At 37.2% G+C, this 18,085-nt stretch carries 15 protein-coding genes; 3 read left to right on the plus strand and 12 right to left on the minus strand.

All coding sequences use genetic code 11. From position 1 onward, the window contains the following. Nucleotides 1–13: 13 nt before the first annotated feature. The 3 genes from ACXVWB_RS01880 to cmk form a co-directional block, all read right to left on the minus strand. Entirely contained in the window at nucleotides 14–298 is a 285-nt protein-coding gene (locus tag ACXVWB_RS01880; protein WP_005695916.1) for an integration host factor subunit beta, read from the minus strand. Between the two features lie 151 nt (nucleotides 299–449). Next, nucleotides 450–2,099: a 30S ribosomal protein S1 gene (gene rpsA, locus ACXVWB_RS01885; RefSeq protein ID WP_458485197.1), complete on the minus strand. Its 1,650-nt coding sequence runs from the start codon at nucleotides 2,097–2,099 to the stop codon at nucleotides 450–452. 95 nt (nucleotides 2,100–2,194) lie between these two features. Continuing rightward, nucleotides 2,195–2,872, minus strand: coding sequence for a (d)CMP kinase (gene cmk, locus ACXVWB_RS01890; RefSeq protein WP_049355782.1), 678 nt, complete (start codon nucleotides 2,870–2,872; stop codon nucleotides 2,195–2,197). A 381-nt stretch (nucleotides 2,873–3,253) separates the two neighbouring features. Between cmk and ACXVWB_RS01895 the strand changes: the two genes are divergently transcribed. After that, nucleotides 3,254–6,121 carry a TonB-dependent receptor domain-containing protein gene (locus ACXVWB_RS01895; RefSeq protein ID WP_458485198.1) on the plus strand — a complete coding sequence of 956 codons (2,868 nt, stop codon included), beginning with the start codon at nucleotides 3,254–3,256 and terminating at the stop codon, nucleotides 6,119–6,121. A 97-nt stretch (nucleotides 6,122–6,218) separates the two neighbouring features. On the opposite strand, the gene ACXVWB_RS01900 is transcribed toward ACXVWB_RS01895, so the two are convergent. From ACXVWB_RS01900 to dsbC, 4 genes are all read right to left on the minus strand, one after another. Next, nucleotides 6,219–6,908, minus strand: coding sequence for a 5'-methylthioadenosine/adenosylhomocysteine nucleosidase (locus ACXVWB_RS01900; RefSeq protein WP_458485199.1), 690 nt, complete (start codon nucleotides 6,906–6,908; stop codon nucleotides 6,219–6,221). Next, a complete protein-coding gene (locus ACXVWB_RS01905; RefSeq protein ID WP_458472853.1) occupies nucleotides 6,908–7,621 on the minus strand; it encodes a thiol:disulfide interchange protein DsbA/DsbL in 714 nt (237 codons plus the stop codon). Before ACXVWB_RS01905 ends, ACXVWB_RS01900 begins: the two co-directional genes overlap by 1 nt. A 3-nt stretch (nucleotides 7,622–7,624) precedes the next feature. After that, nucleotides 7,625–9,349, minus strand: coding sequence for a single-stranded-DNA-specific exonuclease RecJ (gene recJ / locus ACXVWB_RS01910; RefSeq protein ID WP_458472854.1), 1,725 nt, complete (start codon nucleotides 9,347–9,349; stop codon nucleotides 7,625–7,627). Nucleotides 9,350–9,458: 109 nt separating this feature from the next. Then, nucleotides 9,459–10,145 carry a bifunctional protein-disulfide isomerase/oxidoreductase DsbC gene (dsbC, locus tag ACXVWB_RS01915; RefSeq protein WP_289902312.1) on the minus strand — a complete coding sequence of 229 codons (687 nt, stop codon included), beginning with the start codon at nucleotides 10,143–10,145 and terminating at the stop codon, nucleotides 9,459–9,461. A gap of 128 nt (nucleotides 10,146–10,273) precedes the next feature. On the opposite strand from dsbC, the gene prfB reads away from it, so the two are divergent. Further along, nucleotides 10,274–11,372 (plus strand): peptide chain release factor 2 gene (prfB, locus tag ACXVWB_RS01920; RefSeq protein WP_111327117.1). Its coding sequence is split into 2 segments (ribosomal slippage): nucleotides 10,274–10,348 and nucleotides 10,350–11,372, totalling 1,098 coding nucleotides; the frame shifts between segments, so codons are not numbered across the junction. 256 nt (nucleotides 11,373–11,628) lie between these two features. Here the strand turns inward: prfB and ACXVWB_RS01925 are convergent. The 4 genes from ACXVWB_RS01925 to pheS all read right to left on the minus strand — a co-directional run bounded on the left by ACXVWB_RS01925 (nucleotide 11,629) and on the right by pheS (nucleotide 15,930). Beyond that, nucleotides 11,629–12,114, minus strand: a complete 486-nt coding sequence (locus ACXVWB_RS01925; protein WP_126471216.1) for a C40 family peptidase — start codon at nucleotides 12,112–12,114, stop codon at nucleotides 11,629–11,631. A gap of 47 nt (nucleotides 12,115–12,161) precedes the next feature. Next, a complete protein-coding gene (locus ACXVWB_RS01930) occupies nucleotides 12,162–12,461 on the minus strand; it encodes an integration host factor subunit alpha (RefSeq protein ID WP_005697518.1) in 300 nt (99 codons plus the stop codon). A 13-nt stretch (nucleotides 12,462–12,474) separates the two neighbouring features. Then, the gene (gene pheT / locus ACXVWB_RS01935) at nucleotides 12,475–14,865 is read right to left on the minus strand and encodes a phenylalanine--tRNA ligase subunit beta (protein ID WP_458485200.1); all 2,391 of its coding nucleotides are present in this window, start codon (nucleotides 14,863–14,865) and stop codon (nucleotides 12,475–12,477) included. Nucleotides 14,866–14,940: 75 nt separating this feature from the next. Further along, complete coding sequence (gene pheS / locus ACXVWB_RS01940) at nucleotides 14,941–15,930, minus strand: phenylalanine--tRNA ligase subunit alpha (protein WP_289902314.1); 990 nt, start codon at nucleotides 15,928–15,930, stop codon at nucleotides 14,941–14,943. Nucleotides 15,931–16,131: 201 nt separating this feature from the next. On the opposite strand from pheS, the gene ACXVWB_RS01945 reads away from it, so the two are divergent. Further along, complete coding sequence (locus ACXVWB_RS01945) at nucleotides 16,132–16,995, plus strand: fructosamine kinase family protein (protein ID WP_289902315.1); 864 nt, start codon at nucleotides 16,132–16,134, stop codon at nucleotides 16,993–16,995. Between the two features lie 65 nt (nucleotides 16,996–17,060). Here ACXVWB_RS01945 and ACXVWB_RS01950 read toward each other — a convergent pair whose 3' ends face one another. Next, the gene (locus ACXVWB_RS01950; RefSeq protein WP_458485201.1) at nucleotides 17,061–17,915 is read right to left on the minus strand and encodes an OmpA family protein; all 855 of its coding nucleotides are present in this window, start codon (nucleotides 17,913–17,915) and stop codon (nucleotides 17,061–17,063) included. Between the last annotated feature and the right edge of the window lie 170 nt (nucleotides 17,916–18,085).

Genomic DNA, 18,085 nt, shown 5'->3' on the forward strand with positions numbered 1-18,085 from the left:
GATATCAATATGCTTAAGCAAAAACATTTACACGATCTTTTAATTCTTTACCTGCTTTAAAGTGCGGTACGGATTTAGCATCCAATTTTACAGAATCACCCGTTTTAGGATTACGGCCAACTCGCGGTTGACGATGGTGTAAAGAGAAACTACCAAAACCACGTACTTCAATACGATTACCCTCTTCTAAAGATTGTGCAATGAGTTCAAGAATATCTTTTACAATACCTTCGACTTCTTTTGCGGATAAAGTTGGGTGCTTTGTTGATAGATTTTCAATTAGTTCAGATTTCGTCATCGTCAACTCTCCTTTAAATTTATACTTAAACTTGTTATTAAGATTTACAGGTAATGTATTAGTTCATAATAAATTACCGCTAAATCCTTGTTAATTATAGTGGGTAGTAATAAGGCTGAGTCAATGACCCAGCCTTATTGATGTGAATTAATTATTCACCTTTAGCCGCTTTGAAAGCTTCAGCCATTGCGTTTGGAATAGCAACTTCTTCTTGTTTGTTATTCACACTTGCAACTGCAGCAGCTTCTTCAGCTTGATCTTTCGCTTTTACAGATAAGTGAACGATACGAGCTTTACGATCAACACCTGTATATTTCGCTTCAACTACATCACCTGCTGCAACTTCGTTTGTTAAGTCTGCTGCACGGATATAACCTTCAACGCCACCTGCTAATTCAACTTTAGCACCTTTAGCATCAGCTTCAACAACAGTTGCAGAAATTACAGCACCTTTTTTGTTGATTGCTACGAAGTTGTTGAATGGATCATCTTCAAGTTGCTTGATACCTAAAGAAATACGTTCTTTCACTGCATCTACTGCTAATACTACTGCAGAAACTTCGTCACCTTTTTTGTAGTTACGAACTGCTTCTTCACCTGCAACATTCCAAGAAATGTCAGATAAGTGAACTAAACCATCGATACCACCTTCAAGACCGATGAAGATACCGAAATCAGTGATTGATTTGATCTTACCAGTAACTTTGTCGCCTTTGTTGTGAGTTTCAGCGAATTGAGTCCATGGGTTAGCTTTACATTGTTTTAAGCCTAAAGAAATACGACGACGTTCTTCGTCAACTTCTAACACCATTACTTCAACTGTATCACCAAGGCTTACAACTTTAGATGGGTGGATGTTTTTGTTAGTCCAATCCATTTCAGAAACGTGAACTAAACCTTCAACACCGTCTAAGATTTCAACAAAACAACCGTAGTCTGTTAAGTTAGTTACTTTACCAGTTAATTTGCTGTTTACTGGGTGGTTTTCAGCGATAGCAATCCAAGGATCTTGACCTAATTGTTTTAAGCCTAAAGATACGCGAGTACGATCTTTATCAAATTTCAATACTTTAACTGTAACTTCATCACCTACATTCACGATTTCGCTTGGGTGTTTAACACGTTTCCAAGCCATATCAGTGATGTGTAATAAACCGTCAACGCCACCTAAATCTACGAATGCACCGTAGTCAGTTAAGTTTTTAACGATACCTTTAACTTCTGAACCTTCAGCTAGGTTCTCAAGGATTTGTTCACGTTCTTGGCTGTTTTCAGATTCGATCACTGCACGACGAGAAACAACAACGTTGTTACGTTTTTGATCTAATTTGATTACTTTGAATTCTAATTCTTTACCAAGTAGGTGATCAGCTTCACGTGCTGGACGTGTATCAACTAATGAACCTGGTAAGAATGCACGAACACCGTTTAACTCAACTGTGAAACCGCCTTTCACTTTACCGTTGATTAAACCGATAACGGTCGCTTTTTCTTCGTAAGCTTTTTCTAATTCAATCCAAGATTCGTGACGAACTGCTTTCTCACGAGAAAGTTTAGTTTCGCCGTAACCATCTTCAACTGCATCTAAAGCTACGTTTACTGTGTCGCCAACTTTAACTTCAAGTTCACCTTGAGCGTTTTGGAATTCAGCAACAGGAATTGCAGATTCAGATTTTAAGCCTGCATCAACAAGTACAAAGCCTTTTTGAATAGCAACAACAGTACCGCTAACGATTGAACCTTGACGGGTTTCAAGGCCTTTTAATGATTCTTCAAAGAGTTGAGCAAAAGATTCTGACATATAAATAATCTTCTTAATTTAAGTTAATAACATCCACATTAAGATCCATAAAATGCGGGGTTGAGGTAAATGTCTATTCTTCCTTGAATAAACAGTTAAATCGAAATTGACGCTTTTTGTTGAATATAAGCTAACGCTTGAACAATGACTTCATCAATACTCAATGTTGTACTATCTAACAATAAAGCATCATAGGCCGGTTTCAATGGCGCAACCTCACGATTTCTATCGCGAAAATCGCGCTCTTGTATCTCGGCTAAAATCTGTGCAAAGTTACCATTAATTCCCTTATTTTGCAACTGTTTATAGCGTCTTTTTGCACGTTCCTCCGCACTCGCGTCTAAAAATAGTTTCACTTGTGCATTTGGGAAAACCACCGTTCCCATATCTCGCCCATCCGCAATCAGACCGTCATTTTTACCAAAATCCTGCTGAAGTTGCAGTAAAGCTGACCGCACTTTGGGGAAAACCGCCACTTTTGAAGCAGCTTCCGCCACTTCTTGCGTACGGATTAAATGGCTTACATTCATCCCACCAAGAAGCACATTGACTTCGCCATTCTTTGGAATGAACTGAATATCTAAATGACGAGCTAACTCCGCTAATCTTTCTTCATCGGTTAAGTCAGCATGACGTTTCAACGCAGCCAATGCCGTCACGCGATAAATGGCACCACTATCCAACAAGGTAAAACCCAACTTTTCAGCCAAGGCGTAACAAAGTGTTCCTTTCCCTGCTCCGCTTGGACCATCAACGGTGATAATTATCCCCATCATCTCTATCCTTTTACTTTTCAAAAACCGATATATTATAGACACAAATAATTTATTTCACTAAAGATTCTTTTGCCAAATGTTAAAAATAATCACCTATCACAATTCTAAATAAACATTGATAATTCATATAAAATTTAAAGAAAAAATATCAGCTCTTAATCCTCTCCTATAATGTCAAGGCAAACGCCACCGATAAAAAGAAAAACCTCAATAATCGTTATTATGTTTTCAACAAAAAAAGAAGAATTAAAAATTTCATCATATATAACATGAAAATTATTCTTTAATTCTTATATAAATTTCATGATCTCATCCCTTGAATTCTCTCACACCAAAGAGGATAATGAGAATCTTTCTCAAAAAATAAGGAGATAACAAATGAAGAAAGAAATAAAATTAAACTTAGTTACATTTTGCCTAATAAATGCAGTGAATATTAATATTGCTGAAGCTCAAACAGAAGAAATACTCGATCAAATAAATGTGGTCGAAAAAAATGTGGCTAATGATAAAAAACCTTTTACGGAAGCGAAAGCAAAAAGCACCCGAGAGCATATTTTTAAAGAAACCCAAACTATCGATCAAGTTATTCGAAGTATCCCAGGTGCTTTTACTCAACAAGATAAAGGCTCTGGCGTAGTTTCTGTGAATATTCGTGGCGAAAATGGGTTAGGTCGAGTCAATACTATGGTTGATGGCGTAACGCAAACTTTTTATTCTACCTCAATGGATTCAGGTCAATCAGGCGGTAACTCTCAATTTGGTGCCGCGATAGATCCTAATTTCATTGCTGGTGTCGATATCAATAAAAGCAATTTCTCAGGTTCCAGCGGTATAAACACATTGTCTGGTAGTGCTAATTTTAGAACATTGGGGGTTAACGATATTATCACGGATGATAGACCTTTTGGTTTAGTTGTTAAAGGTATGGCTGGTAGCAATGAAACTAAGTCGAATTTTATGACCACAGCTGCAGGCAGAAAATGGCTTGATAATGGAGGGTATGTCGGTGTGGCATATGGCTATAGTCAACGTGAAGTCTCACAAGATTATCGTATCGGTGGAGGAGAACGATTAGCTACACTTGGGCAAGATATTCTTGCCAAAGAAAAAGAAGCTTATTTCCATAATGCCGGTTATACTTTAAATTCTACAGGACAATGGACTCCCGATTTAAACAAAAATCATTGGTCTTGCAATGCGCCAACCCCAACATTTAACGGAAATACAGATCCAATTACAACTACAGATGAATTGACTGGAGTGACTGAAACAAGAACACCAGGATGTATTACTCGAGTAGAAAGAAAAGAAGAAAATTATGATTATATTAGTGAAGAAGATACGCCTAACGAACCTCGTTACAATACATCTAGCTATCAACTTAATACTTATAAAAATGAAACTAGAAAAAAAATTCTGAGAGAATTAGAAAATGGTGTGCCTCCCAAAGATATCCCCGAATTACAAAATGATGTGGATTCAACAAATAACTCATTTGAACGTAATAAGGATCAATACAGTGTTGCCCCTATTGAGCCTGGCAGTTTGCAATCTCGTTCTCGTAGCCATTTATTAAAATTTGAATATGGTGATGATCGCCATAATTTAGGTGCACAAATTCGTACTCTCGATAATAAAATTGGTTCTCGAAAAATTGAAAATCGTAATTATCAATTAAATTATAATTTTAATAATAATCGCTATCTTGATCTCAATTTGATGGTAGCACACAACTTGGGTAAAACCATTTATCCTAAAGGTGCATTCTTTTCTGGTTGGCAAGTAGAAGATAAATTAATTACGAAGAATGTGGCAAATATTATTGATATTAACAATAGCTATACTTTTTTATTGCCAAAAGAAATCGATTTAAAAACCACATTGGGCTTTAACTACTTTATTAATGAGTATAGTAAAAACCGTTTTCCAGAAGAATTAAGTTTGTTTTATAACAATGAATCACACTCCCAAGGAAACTATAGTTATTTAGGTCGCTTCCAAGGAAGCAAAAGCGGATTACCACAACGTTCAGTGATCTTGCAACCTTCTGGTAAACAACAATTTAAAACTGTTTATTTTGATACCGCACTTTCTAAAGGAATTTACCATTTAGACTATAGTGTCAATTTTACGCATTATGCATTTAACGGTGAGTATGTAGGTTATGAAAATACACCAACACAAATTAATGAACCGATTTTGCATAAATCAGGACATAAAACAGCGATAAACCACTCAGCAACGCTTAGCGCGGATATCAATGATTATTTTATGCCGTTTTTCACCTATTCGCGCACACATAGAATGCCAAATATTCAAGAAATGTTCTTCTCTCAAGTATCTGATGTTGGCGTAAATACGGCATTAAAACCTGAGCGAGCAGAAACTTATCAACTAGGGTTTAACACCTATAAAAAAGCTGTTTTTACAGAAGAAGATGTTCTAGGTTTAAAACTAGTGGGATATCGTAGTTTCATCAAAAATTATATTCATAATGTATATGGTGTATGGTGGAGAGATGGCGTTGTTCCTGACTGGGCTGCTGATAATGGATTTAGATTTACCATTGCTCATCAAAATTATAAGCCTATTGTGAAAAAGAGCGGCGTCGAGTTAGAAATTAACTATGACATGGGACGTTTCTTTGCAAATCTGTCTTATGCATACCAACGAACAAATCAACCAACCAATTATGCAGATGCAAGTCCACGTCCTAACAACGCATCAAAAGATGACATTCTAAAACAAGGTTATGGTCTATCTCGTATCTCAATGTTACCTAAAGATTATGGAAGATTAGAACTTGGCTCTCGCTGGTTTGATCAAAAATTAACTGTTGGTATCGCAGCTCGTTACTATGGGAAAAGCAAACGAGCAACCATTCAAGAAGAATATATTAACGGCTCTGAATTTGAATTAAATACTAGTCATGAAAGAACTTATTATGCAATTAAGAAAACAGAAGAAATTAATAAACAACCAATTATTTTAGATTTGCATATAAGTTACGAACCTATCAAAGATTTGATTATCAAAGCTGAAGTACAAAACCTACTAGATAAACGTTATGTTGATCCTTTAGATTCTGGCAACGATGCGGCATCTCAACGCTATTATTCAAGCTTAAATGATTCCATTTGTAGCAAAAATGATACTTGCGATAACGGAATAAAAGATAAATCTGTGCTTTACAATTTTGCACGAGGAAGAACTTATATTTTTAGTTTAAACTATAAATTCTAATGGGTTTATATAAAAAGGCATAGTTAATTGACTATGCCTTTTTAAATAATGTTTATGATTCAATTTTAGAATTTATTATCTTATTAAAAGATTATTACTACAGTCTGTCTATCATCCCTAATACTAATGCCGAAGACTGTTTTGCAGCTAACGGTAAGAACTCTTCAAAAGACATACTCGCTTCGCCATCACCTGCATCCGAAATTGCCCGAACGACCACAAAAGGTACGTTAAAGGCATGACAAACTTGCGCAACCGCGGTTGCTTCCATTTCTACTGCAGTCACATTGGGAAAATTCACTTTAATTTGAGCAATTTTTTCTTCGCTATTAATAAAACTATCACCAGAACAAATTAAACCGCGTTTTACATTTTGTCCTTGTGACTGTGCAATTTCATCAGCTAAATCGGCTAATTCTTTATCTGAAAGAAAAGCCGCTGGATTGGCGGGTAATTGACCTTTTTCATAGCCAAATGCCGTCACATCTGCATCGTGATAGCGTGTTTCATCCGAAATAACGATATCTCCTACTTTTAAACCTTTTGCAACACCGCCTGCTGAGCCCGTATTTAAAACCACATCCGGTTTTGTCAATTGTAATAAAGCGGTAGTACCAATAGCGGCTGCAACTTTACCAATTCCTGATTGTAATAACGCGATCTCTTTGCCATTAATTTTGCCTTCAAAAATGACCGCACTTGCCACTTTTGTTTCTCTTTTATCTATCATTAACTGAGATAAAATCTCCACTTCTTGTGCCATTGCACCAACAATCCCGATTTTCATTATTGTTTCCTTTCTTGTTCTATTTTATTCACTAAAAAATCTAATACCGCTACACTGTAATCATCATTATATAGTGTGCTTGCTGTAAGCACATATTTTCCATCTACAACCACATAAGGAAAAGTAAAAACACCATATTCTTCAGTTAAATCAATAGCATTATTCACATCCTCTTTCACTCCAATAGAAGATGCTACCTCCTCAAATTCAGACTGATTAATTCCTTGCAAAGCAGCCCATTCACTCATTTTATCTAATGACGATAACTCGGTATAACGAGCTTTTTCTGAGGTTTCAAATAATAACGCATCAGACAACTCGCTCGCATTTAAGCGCTGCAATGTATAAAATATTATTGCTGAAAATTTATCCTCATTCGTTGCAACAGGATATTCCTTGAAAATGAGCTTATTTGGGCGAATTTGACTATAAAGCTGTAAGATATCTTGAGCTGAAGAGCAAACTCGGCAGTCATAGTCAAAGAAAAATTGAATGGGGATTTTACGATCGTTTCTTTTAGCTTGTACAATTGGTTCTTGATATGAAAAATAATCACGCCCATCTTCAAACTGTATGATATTTGCTGATGGTAAATGCGGTGAATTTTGGACAGAAAAACTCTTTGCATTAACTTCACTAAATGCGATATCCATCACGCTTAGCAATATCATTGCAAAGGATCCTTTTGATATATTCTGCCAAACTTTTTTCATAACTTAACCAATTGGTTCAATATAATCGACTAATAATTGGAGGTTTCGATTTCCTCGAAACTCATTAATTTCTAACTTATATGCAAATTTTGCCTGCTTAATCGACAAATCGGGATAATACCGAGTATCGATATTAAACGCAATGGCATCTAGTAATGGACCACCATTTTTAGGCTCAACAAGCATTTTTAAATGATTTTGATTTTGCCCGATAGCTCGTTGCTCAAAAATTTTAAATTCTCCATCAAACACCGGTTCAGGGAATGCTTGCCCCCAAGGTCCGCCAGATTTTATCACTTCTGCTGTTTGAATATTAAATTCATTTGCTTGAAGTTCGCCATCCGTCCAAATCACACCTTGTAATTGATCTTCATTTAACCAATCTTGCACCGTTTGATTAAAAATCTTTTGAAACTCAGGGAAAAAGCTTTCTTTAATGCTTAATCCTGCCGCCATAGCATGGCCGCCAAATTTTAAAATCATATCAGGATGTTGGGAATGAATACGCTCTAATACATCGCGCATATGCAGGCCCTCAATTGAACGTGCAGAACCTTTTAAAATGCCCTCTTGATCTTGAGCAAAAGCAATAACGGGTCGATGATATTGATCTTTGATTCGAGAAGCCACAATACCTAATACACCTTGATGCCAATCTGGCTGGAATAAGGCGATTCCCATTGGGAATTCATCCGAAAGAGCGGTGAGATTTCGGCAAATTTCTAAGGCTTCCAACTTCATGCATTGCTCAATTTCTTTTCGAGCTTGATTTAAACTGTCTAAATCTAAGGCTTGGGCTCTTGCCTCTTGCATGCTTTCTGCCAGTAATAACTCCACACCGACAGACATATTATCTAATCGGCCCGCAGCATTTAAACGGGGTGCAATCGCAAAGCCCAAATCAGCTGAACAAAGTTTTTCAACTTCTCGATTAGCCACTTCTGTTAATGCTATTATTCCAGGGCGACAACGTTTCGCACGAATTCGCATCAAACCTTGATGAGCTAAAATACGATTATTTTGATCAAGGGGAACGACATCCGCAATTGTGCCGAGCGCGACTAAATCGAGTAATTCAGTAAAATTAGGCTGTGTTTCAGCCGTAAAAATGCCCAACTTGCGAAATTTGGCTCGTAAAGCGAGCATTAAATAGAATGCTACGCCTACGCCGGCTAAACATTTTGAAGGGAAATCACATTGTTGCAAATTTGGATTAACAATGGCATCAGCATTCGGCAGTATTTCTGGTGGCAAGTGATGATCGGTAATCAATACTTTCACACCCTGCTCTTTTAAATACGCCACACCCTCAAAAGACGATACCCCGTTATCCACCGTCATCAATAACTGCACGCCTTTTTCCATTGCCATCTCAGCAACAGGTACACTCAACCCATAGCCTTGCTCAAAACGATTTGGCACCAGATATTCCACATCAGTAAAGCCCAGCATACGCAAAGCTAATACTGAAAGCGCCGTACTGGTTGCCCCATCTGCATCAAAATCACCGACGATAACAATCTTTTGTTGCTGTTGATAAGCATCAACCAATAAATCTACGGCGTGTTGAATACCGTGTAATTGATTGGGATTCAGCATTGATTGCAAAGTGCGGTCTAATTCTTGGCTATTTTTAATATGGCGAGAACGATAGAGACGATCGAGTAATGCATTATCTGAAACAGAATTTCCGGCAGGAATTTCACGACGTTTGATGAGTTTTTTCACGGTATTTTGTTATTTAAAATTATCATCCAAAGAAATTACAATATGCACTTTGATGATATAAATATTTAATATTTAAAGGGCGTATACAATACGCCCTCACTACTAAAAATTATTGTGCTGATTCCTTCAAGGCAGCTAATAAATCTTTGGGTTTTAAATATCCCCCAATCAATTCACCTGTTGAAGTCACAATACTTGGTGTACCTTGCACACCGAGTTGTACACCTAAATCATAGTGTCTTTTCACAATGTTAGGTGTTTTTAATTCTTTCGGTAAGTTACCTTCTTCTGCTTCGTTCAATGCAAATACAGGATCTTTCGATGTCCAAATTGCTTCCATTTGGCGAGCGGTTTCATTCATTCCAGCACGTGGGAATGCAAGATAACGAACAGTAATACCTAAATCATTATATTCTTTCAGTTGTTGATGAAGAATATGGCAATAATGACAAGTGATATCCATGAATACAGTCACAACATATTTTTCATTTTTTGCAGGATAAATGATCATTTCGCTTTTTAATGCATTCACTTTATCCGCTAAAAACTTACCCGCTACATCAACCGGGCCTTTATTTGTTAATTCATACATTTTGCCTTGCAAAACATATTGACCATTTTCGCTCACGTATAAAATGCCCTGATCAGTCACGGCTGTTTTAAGGCCTTTTACTGGTGAATCTTTCACCTCAATATTTTTCGCACCTAATGCCTGTAACTTCGATTTAATCTCAGCATCACTCGCCATAGCAGTAGCTGAAGCAGAGATTAAAAGTGCGGTTAATAATTTCTTCATTTTTATTCCTAAATATATCTAAACAACGAAGATTAGAATTATAAATGGATCGATAATTTGTGCAAGCCAAACTACCCAAAAAACTGAAAATGACTTATACTTCTGCCGCTTATAGAGGTTTATTTATTATGTTTGAAATTAATCCAATCAAAAACAAAATCGCCGACCTTTCCGAACGCACTTCTGTGCTTCGGGGGTATCTTTGACTTCGACGCAAAAGTTGAGCGTTTAGAAGAAGTTAACGCCGAATTAGAACAACCCGATGTGTGGAACGAACCTGAAAAAGCCCAAGCGCTTGGAAAAGAACGCGTTTCACTTGAACAAGTAGTTGATACCATCAAGAATTTAGAACAAGGTTTAGAGGATGTTGAAGGGCTGCTTGAATTAGCCATTGAAGCGGAAGATGAAGAGACCTTCAATGAAGCCGTTGCTGAATTAGATGAGCTTGAACAACAACTCGCAAAACTCGAATTCCGACGCATGTTTAGCGGTGAGCACGATGCGTGTGATTGTTATGTCGATTTACAAGCAGGTTCTGGTGGTACAGAAGCGCAAGACTGGACGGAAATGTTACTTCGTATGTACCTTCGTTGGGCTGAAAGCAAAGGCTTTAAAACAGAGTTAATGGAAGTCTCTGATGGCGATGTGGCGGGCTTAAAATCAGCGACGATTCGTGTCAGTGGTGAATACGCTTTCGGTTGGTTACGTACGGAAACCGGTATTCATCGTTTAGTGCGTAAAAGTCCATTCGACTCTAATAATCGACGTCATACATCGTTCGCAGCCGCTTTCGTTTATCCTGAAATTGATGACGACATTGATATTGAAATTAATCCAGCAGATTTACGTATTGATGTTTATCGTGCATCAGGTGCGGGTGGTCAGCACGTCAATAAAACTGAAAGTGCGGTGCGTATTACTCACATGCCAAGTGGGATTGTTGTACAATGTCAAAACGATCGTTCTCAACACAAAAATAAAGATCAAGCTATGAAGCAGTTAAAAGCGAAATTGTATGAGCTTGAGTTACAAAAGAAAAATGCGGATAAACAAGCGATGGAAGATAATAAATCTGATATCGGTTGGGGCAGCCAAATTCGTTCTTATGTGTTAGATGATGCGCGTATTAAGGACCTCCGCACAGGCGTTGAAAATCGGAATACTCAAGCTGTATTGGATGGCGATCTTGATCGCTTTATTGAAGCCAGTTTGAAAGCTGGGCTTTAATCATAATTTTTTATATAAACTAAGTGAGGTCATTTTTTCTGACCTCCTGAAGACACCACTAAAGTTAAGGGCTAGTGATAATGTCATATCGCACTTAGTCCTTTTAATTTCAGTTAAATTTTGCCATTTTTGTCACACAATTTTGAACGAGGCACTTACCATCAGAGAATATTAAGATGGTTGACTGCAATCGGATCTATCGCTCATCCATAGAGCCTATTTCGTATTTAGTCTGACCTCAATTGTCTATTTATCACTATACTCGCCTAATTTGCCAAAAGGCTTTCTTCCAATAAGGGCTATTCATCGAAGAATAAATCACACCACCTTTGGTTGAAGCATGTAAAAATTTATCTTCTTTTACATAAATCCCAACATGATAGCCATTTGGTCCGCGCCCTGTCTTAAAGAAAATTAAATCGCCAGTTTGGATATCTTCTTTACGAACAAGTTTTCCATAACCCGCTTGATCTTTTGTTGTACGAGGCAGGCGAATGTTAAAACGGTCAATAAAGGTCTTTTGCACAAAACCAGAACAATCAATACCACCACGAGATTGCCCGCCTAAAACATATGGTGTACCCGCCCATTCATATTGTTGTTCACTTAACATGGTAATGGCCATAATCGGATCCCCAATCTGACCTTTATAGTTCATTGCATAATCTTCACGAACACCACTTGAACAAGCAAAAAGTAAAAAACTTCCTGCGACTAAAAAAGCACATTTAATCTTATTCATGTTCAATCCTGACAAAAGTGCGGTCAAAAACGACCGCACTTTTCTTACTATTGTTTTGGCTTGGTATTTTCTACACGAGCTCGTAATTTTTGTCCTGGCTTGAATGCCACTACACGGCGCGCAGAAACAGGAATACTTTCACCTGTTTTTGGATTACGCCCTGGACGGGATGCTTTATTACGAAGTTCAAAATTACCAAAACCGGATAATTTTACTTCTCCACCAGATTCTAACGATAAACGAATTTCCTCAAAAAAGTCTTCCACTAATGCTTTAGCTTCAGCTTTTTGTAATTGATACTTATCTAATAAGTATTCAGTAATATCAATTTTTGTAATCGTTGCCATGTTAGTCTCCTGTTTAGTCTCTAAGCTCCGCATTAAAGCGTTGTTTAACTTCGTTTAATACAGCAGAGATTACCGCATTAATCTCATCATCTTCAAGCGTTTTTTCATTATCTTGAATAGTTAAACTGATTGCTAAGCTCTTATGTCCGCTAGCAACGCCAATGCCTTGATATACGTCGAATAAATTGACTTGTGTTAATTTTTCTCCGCCAGCTTGCTTACATGCTTCGATAATATCGCCTGCTGGTACATTATCGCCAACAACTAAAGCTAAGTCACGACGGTTTGCCGGGAATTTTGAAATCTCTTTAGCTTGAACCACACGACGATTTGCAATGGCATCCCATAAAATTTCAAAAACAACCGCTTTACCATTTAATCCTAATTTTTGAGCAATAAGTGGATGAATAGTTCCAATAAAACCAATTTCTTTTCCATCTAATTCAATTGAAGCAGATTGTCCTGGATGCAATGCACTATATGCTTTTGCCACAAACTTAACACGATTCCCCACTTCAGTGAGAGAAAGAATGCTTTCTAAATCACCTTTAAGATCAAAGAAATCAACATTTTCGGCCTTACCCGTCCAAGATTCAGATTTAGCCGTACCTGTAATCACACCTGCAAGAACAAATTCTTGGCGCACACCAAATTCTGCATTGGCATCCGGAACAAAGCGTAATCCTGTTTCAAATAAACGTACACGGTTTTGCTGACGATTTTGGTTGTATAGTACTGCACCGAGTAATCCACTTAATAATGAAACACGCATTGCTGACATTTCAACTGAAATTGGATTTGGCAATACAAGTGCATCAATTTCTGGATGAAGTAAAGTCTGTATTTTGGGATCAACGAAGCTATAAGTAATCGCTTCTTGATAATCTGCATCCACAAGTGCGGTCTTAATTCGACTTAACTCTAAATCAGCTTCTTTATGCTCACGCATACGAAGATGCGCTAATGGTGCATTATTTGGAATGCTATTATAGCCATAAATACGGGCTACTTCTTCAATGAGATCTTCTTCGATTTCAATATCAAAACGCCAGCTTGCAGAAGTCACGGTCCAAACATCATTCGTATATTTCACGGCAAAGCCTAAACGCTTAAAAATCTCGGTCACGGTTTCAGTTTCGATATGATGACCTAATAAGCTATCTAATTTTTCACGACGTAAAATGACTTCATTGATTTTTGGTAAATATTGCTCGCTCACGACTTCACAAATTTCGCCTGCTTCACCACCGCAGATGTCAAGTAACAATGCTGTTGCACGTTCCATTGCGTGACGTTGTAGCGTAAAATCAACACCACGTTCAAAGCGGTGTGAGGAATCTGTGTGTAAACCATATTGTCTTGCACGTCCCGCAATCGCTAATGGTGCGAAGAATGCCGCTTCTAAAATCACATCTTTTGTTGTTTCAGCATCAACACCACTAGCTTGACCACCAAAGATACCTGCCATTGCTAATGGACCAGTTTGGTCTGCAATCACTAAAGTATTCGGTTGTAATTTTGCCGTTGTGCCATCTAATAAAACAAGTTCTTCACCGCTATTGGCTAAACGCACTTGAACAGGTTGAGCTACTTTTGATGCATCAAAAGCATGCATTGGTTGACCTAATTCAAGTAAAACATAGTTGGTAATATCCACAATCGGATCGATAGAACGAATACCACAACGACGTAATTTTTCTTGTAACCAAATTGGTGACTGCGATTTAACATTCACATTTTTTACCACGCGCAATAAATAACGTGGACATGCTTCTGACGCGTTTAATTCAATTTGAACTTTATCTGAAATCGTTGCTGGCACAGCATCAAAGTGCGGTTGATTAACAACTTGTTTATTAACCACACCAACTTCACGTGCAACACCAGCAATACTTAAACAATCTGCACGGTTTGGCGTTAAGCTAATTTCAATGGCTTTATCATCTAAATCTAAATATTCACGTAGATTTGTCCCTACTGGTGCATCTAATGGTAATTCAATGATGCCCTCTGCATCTACATCAATGCCTAATTCAGAGAATGAGCAAAGCATCCCTTCTGAAGGTTGACCACGTAATTTAGTTTTCTTAATTTTAAAATCACTGGGTAATACAGCGCCTTCAGTTGCACATGCTACTTTTAAACCTTGACGGCAATTTGGTGCACCACAAACGATATCTAATAAACGGTCGCCACCAACATTTACTTTAGTGACTCGTAATTTGTCTGCATCTGGGTGTTGCGCACATTCAACAACTTCACCCACAACAACACCTGTAAAGTCGCCAGCTACTTTTTCAACACCATCAACTTCTAAACCAAGCATTGTGATTTGATCACATAACTGCTCTGTTGAAATTGATGGATTAACCCATTCTCTCACCCAATTTTCGCTAAATTTCATTATCTCTGTATCCTTTATTGATGAACGTGCTACGTTCTAAATTAATCATTATCGTCAATTTAACCTTACGGTTAACTACTTAAATTGTTTTAAAAAACGTAAGTCGTTTTCAAAGAATGAACGTAAATCTGTGACGTTGTAGCGTAACATAGTTAAACGCTCAACCCCCATGCCTACTGCAAAGCCAGAATATTCATTTGGATCAATACCTACGTTACGTAACACATTAGGATGCACCATACCACAACCTAATACTTCTAACCATTTACCGTTTTTACCCATTACATCGACTTCTGCAGAAGGTTCAGTAAATGGGAAATAGGAAGGACGGAAACGAACTTGTAAATCTTCTTCAAAAAATGCACGTAAGAAATCGTGTAATAAGCCTTTTAATTCGGTGAAGTTTGCTTTTTTATCTACATAAAGCAATTCAATTTGATGGAACATCGGTGTGTGTGTTTGATCATAGTCGTTACGATATACACGACCTGGCGCCATAATACGAATAGGCGGCTGCATTTTTTCCATGGTGCGAATTTGCACACCAGAGGTTTGTGTACGCAGTAATAATTCGGGATTAAACCAGAAAGTATCATGATCAGCACGAGCTGGGTGATGTTTAGGGATATTCAATGCATCGAAATTGTAATAATCACTTTCAATTTCGGGACCGGTTTCCACAGAAAAACCTAGCTCTGAAAAGAATTTTGTTACGCGATTAATGGTAATGGTCACTGGGTGTAACCCACCCGTTTCTGTTTTACGACCTGGAAGACTCACATCAATACGCTCTTTTTCCAATTTCGCATTGAGTTCAGCTTGTTCCCACTCTGCTTTTTTAGCATTTAAAAAATCTAATGCTGTTTGTTTTGCCTCATTGATTTTAGCCCCCATTGCTGGACGCTCTTCTGCTGCAACATTACGCAATTCCTGCATAAGTTGGGTAAAATGACCTTTTTTACCAAAATATTCCACACGAATTTCATCTAATGTGGCCAAACTTTTATTTTCGATTTGTTCAATCGCTGATTTTGCTTTCTCAACAAGATCTTTCAGATGTTGCATGGTTTCCCCTGATTATCTTTTCTAACTAAAAATACGCTTAATGATAATACTAACTTATTAAAAAATCACGTATTTATTGAGGAATTGACATTTCGAATGAAAAAATAACAAAATTTTTTACTATTTTTTGAGATCTATCACAGTAATTTTTAATACTTTAGTTAGAATACTAGACAATCGACCATGTCTAGGAGGTGTAATATGTGGAAATCAATTTCTCAAGTCTTAGCTGATCAATTTGGTGCTTACTATAACATCAAAGAAAAAAACAAAACACCTGGAGGGGAGGTAAATGAAACTTGGCTTATTACGGATGGAATCCAACCAGTCTTTGTTAAAGTAAATGAACGGTCTTATCGTTCAATGTTTCGTGCTGAGGCTGACCAATTAAATCTACTAGGCAAGACGAATACAATCAGACTTCCACAAGTGTATGGCGTAGGCTGTTCTCAAAATCATAGTTTCTTACTGCTAGAATCACTTCCTATTACTAAACAAACTGATGCGACAGCACATTTTGGCGAAGAGTTAGCAAAACTTCATCAAATATCTGGTACTAAAAACTATGGTTTAGATTTTGATACTTGGCTTGGTCCTGAGTATCAACCTAACAAATGGAATGGGAGCTGGGCGAAATTCTTTGCAGAACAACGTATTGGATGGCAATTACAACTTTGCAAAGATAAAGGATTGGATTTTGGCGATCTTGATTTAATAACTGAAAAAGTAAAACAAAAGCTCGCAAAACATAATCCGAAACCCTCTTTGTTACATGGTAATTTATGGGTTGAAAATACGGCTATAGTAGGTAATCAAACCTTTACTTATGATCCTGCTTGCTACTGGGGGGATAGAGAATGTGATTTGGCATTTAGTGAGCTTTTCCAACCGTTCTCAGCTGAATTCTATGAAATTTATGACCGCACTTTACCTCTTGATAAAGACGGCTTTGAAGAAAGAAAACACCTTTACCAGCTCTATTATTTACTAAATTTTAGCCATCGTTTTAATGGGAGTTATATCAACTTAACCACTAAATTGATTGAAGAACTTCTACTTGAATAATTTCTTAAACATCAGATAAAAAAAGAGCGTAATTTTCATTACGCTCTTTCTATCTTCTCTATCTATTATTTTTGATAAAGAGGTGCTGGACCTTGAGTTCCACCGTTAACTTGACCACCTTCTTGTAATTTTAATACAGAACCAGAAGTAGTGATCTCAACGCGACGATTAGGGCGTAAACAATCTTTTAATGCTTGACCATGTGGAATACCATCACAAGCTTTTACTTGAGGTTTTTTACCGTAACCAACAGCGGTAATTTGAGTATTCACACCATCTTCAATTAAACGTGCTTTAACACGATCAGCACGACGTTGTGAAAGATTTAAGTTATAAGCATCAGAACCTAAACGGTCTGTGTAACCCGCAACTTTAACATCTTTAGCACCAGTAGATTTTAATTGAGATGCTACGCTATCAACAACTTGTTTACCACGTGGAGTTAAAGTATCTTTATCGAAGTCGAATAAGAAGTCACCACTTAAAGTAAATGCTGAGTTTCCGTTACAACCGTTTGGATACCAGAAGAAACTTTGAGCATTGTGGTTTTTGTCAAATAATACTTTGTATTGACAAATTTTATGAACACCATTCTCACGATAGTTGAATACATAATCCCATTCTTCAACACCAAATAATCCTTCAGAGAAGTGTGGTCGACCGATTAGGTTATATAATTGGTCTTTGTTCATACCACGTTCGATCATACGAACGTTGTCCCAATTTGGCCATGAACCAAATTGACTACCGTCATGATTAAAAGTTGACTTATCAATTTTTGGCCATACCAATTGTGGTACTTGTTGACCATCAACTTCTTTATATTCTGGTGTACCAGCTTCTGTAACTTTGCTTAAGTTACCACAAGCAACAACTGTTGCTACTGCAACTGCAGATAATAAAATACGAGATAATTTCATTTCTTTACCTTTTTTCTGTTAAGGTGCAATCCTTGCAAGAAGAACCCACACAACTAAACTTTATAAAGTTTACAAATAAAACTATAAAAAGTTCCGTTGCGTGATAGTAGTCATAATTCTTTAATTTGTAAATAAAAAAACATTAAAAAATGATTTTTTATGAAACTTTT

This window comes from Haemophilus sp. SZY H53 (genome assembly GCF_054332375.1).

Excerpts from the sequence above, each read along its gene's own strand:
- ACXVWB_RS01930 (WP_005697518.1), bottom strand. The coding sequence starts at position 12,461 with ATGGCAACGATTACAAAAATTGATATTACTGAATACTTATTAGATAAG.
- ACXVWB_RS01925 (WP_126471216.1), bottom strand. The coding sequence starts at position 12,114 with ATGAATAAGATTAAATGTGCTTTTTTAGTCGCAGGAAGTTTTTTACTT.
- rpsA (WP_458485197.1), bottom strand. The coding sequence starts at position 2,099 with ATGTCAGAATCTTTTGCTCAACTCTTTGAAGAATCATTAAAAGGCCTT.
- ACXVWB_RS01945 (WP_289902315.1), top strand. The coding sequence starts at position 16,132 with ATGTGGAAATCAATTTCTCAAGTCTTAGCTGATCAATTTGGTGCTTAC.
- ACXVWB_RS01880 (WP_005695916.1), bottom strand. The coding sequence starts at position 298 with ATGACGAAATCTGAACTAATTGAAAATCTATCAACAAAGCACCCAACT.
- ACXVWB_RS01950 (WP_458485201.1), bottom strand. The coding sequence starts at position 17,915 with ATGAAATTATCTCGTATTTTATTATCTGCAGTTGCAGTAGCAACAGTT.
- pheS (WP_289902314.1), bottom strand. The coding sequence starts at position 15,930 with ATGCAACATCTGAAAGATCTTGTTGAGAAAGCAAAATCAGCGATTGAA.
- cmk (WP_049355782.1), bottom strand. The coding sequence starts at position 2,872 with ATGGGGATAATTATCACCGTTGATGGTCCAAGCGGAGCAGGGAAAGGA.
- dsbC (WP_289902312.1), bottom strand. The coding sequence starts at position 10,145 with ATGAAGAAATTATTAACCGCACTTTTAATCTCTGCTTCAGCTACTGCT.
- pheT (WP_458485200.1), bottom strand. The coding sequence starts at position 14,865 with ATGAAATTTAGCGAAAATTGGGTGAGAGAATGGGTTAATCCATCAATT.
- ACXVWB_RS01900 (WP_458485199.1), bottom strand. The coding sequence starts at position 6,908 with ATGAAAATCGGGATTGTTGGTGCAATGGCACAAGAAGTGGAGATTTTA.
- ACXVWB_RS01895 (WP_458485198.1), top strand. The coding sequence starts at position 3,254 with ATGAAGAAAGAAATAAAATTAAACTTAGTTACATTTTGCCTAATAAAT.
- ACXVWB_RS01905 (WP_458472853.1), bottom strand. The coding sequence starts at position 7,621 with ATGAAAAAAGTTTGGCAGAATATATCAAAAGGATCCTTTGCAATGATA.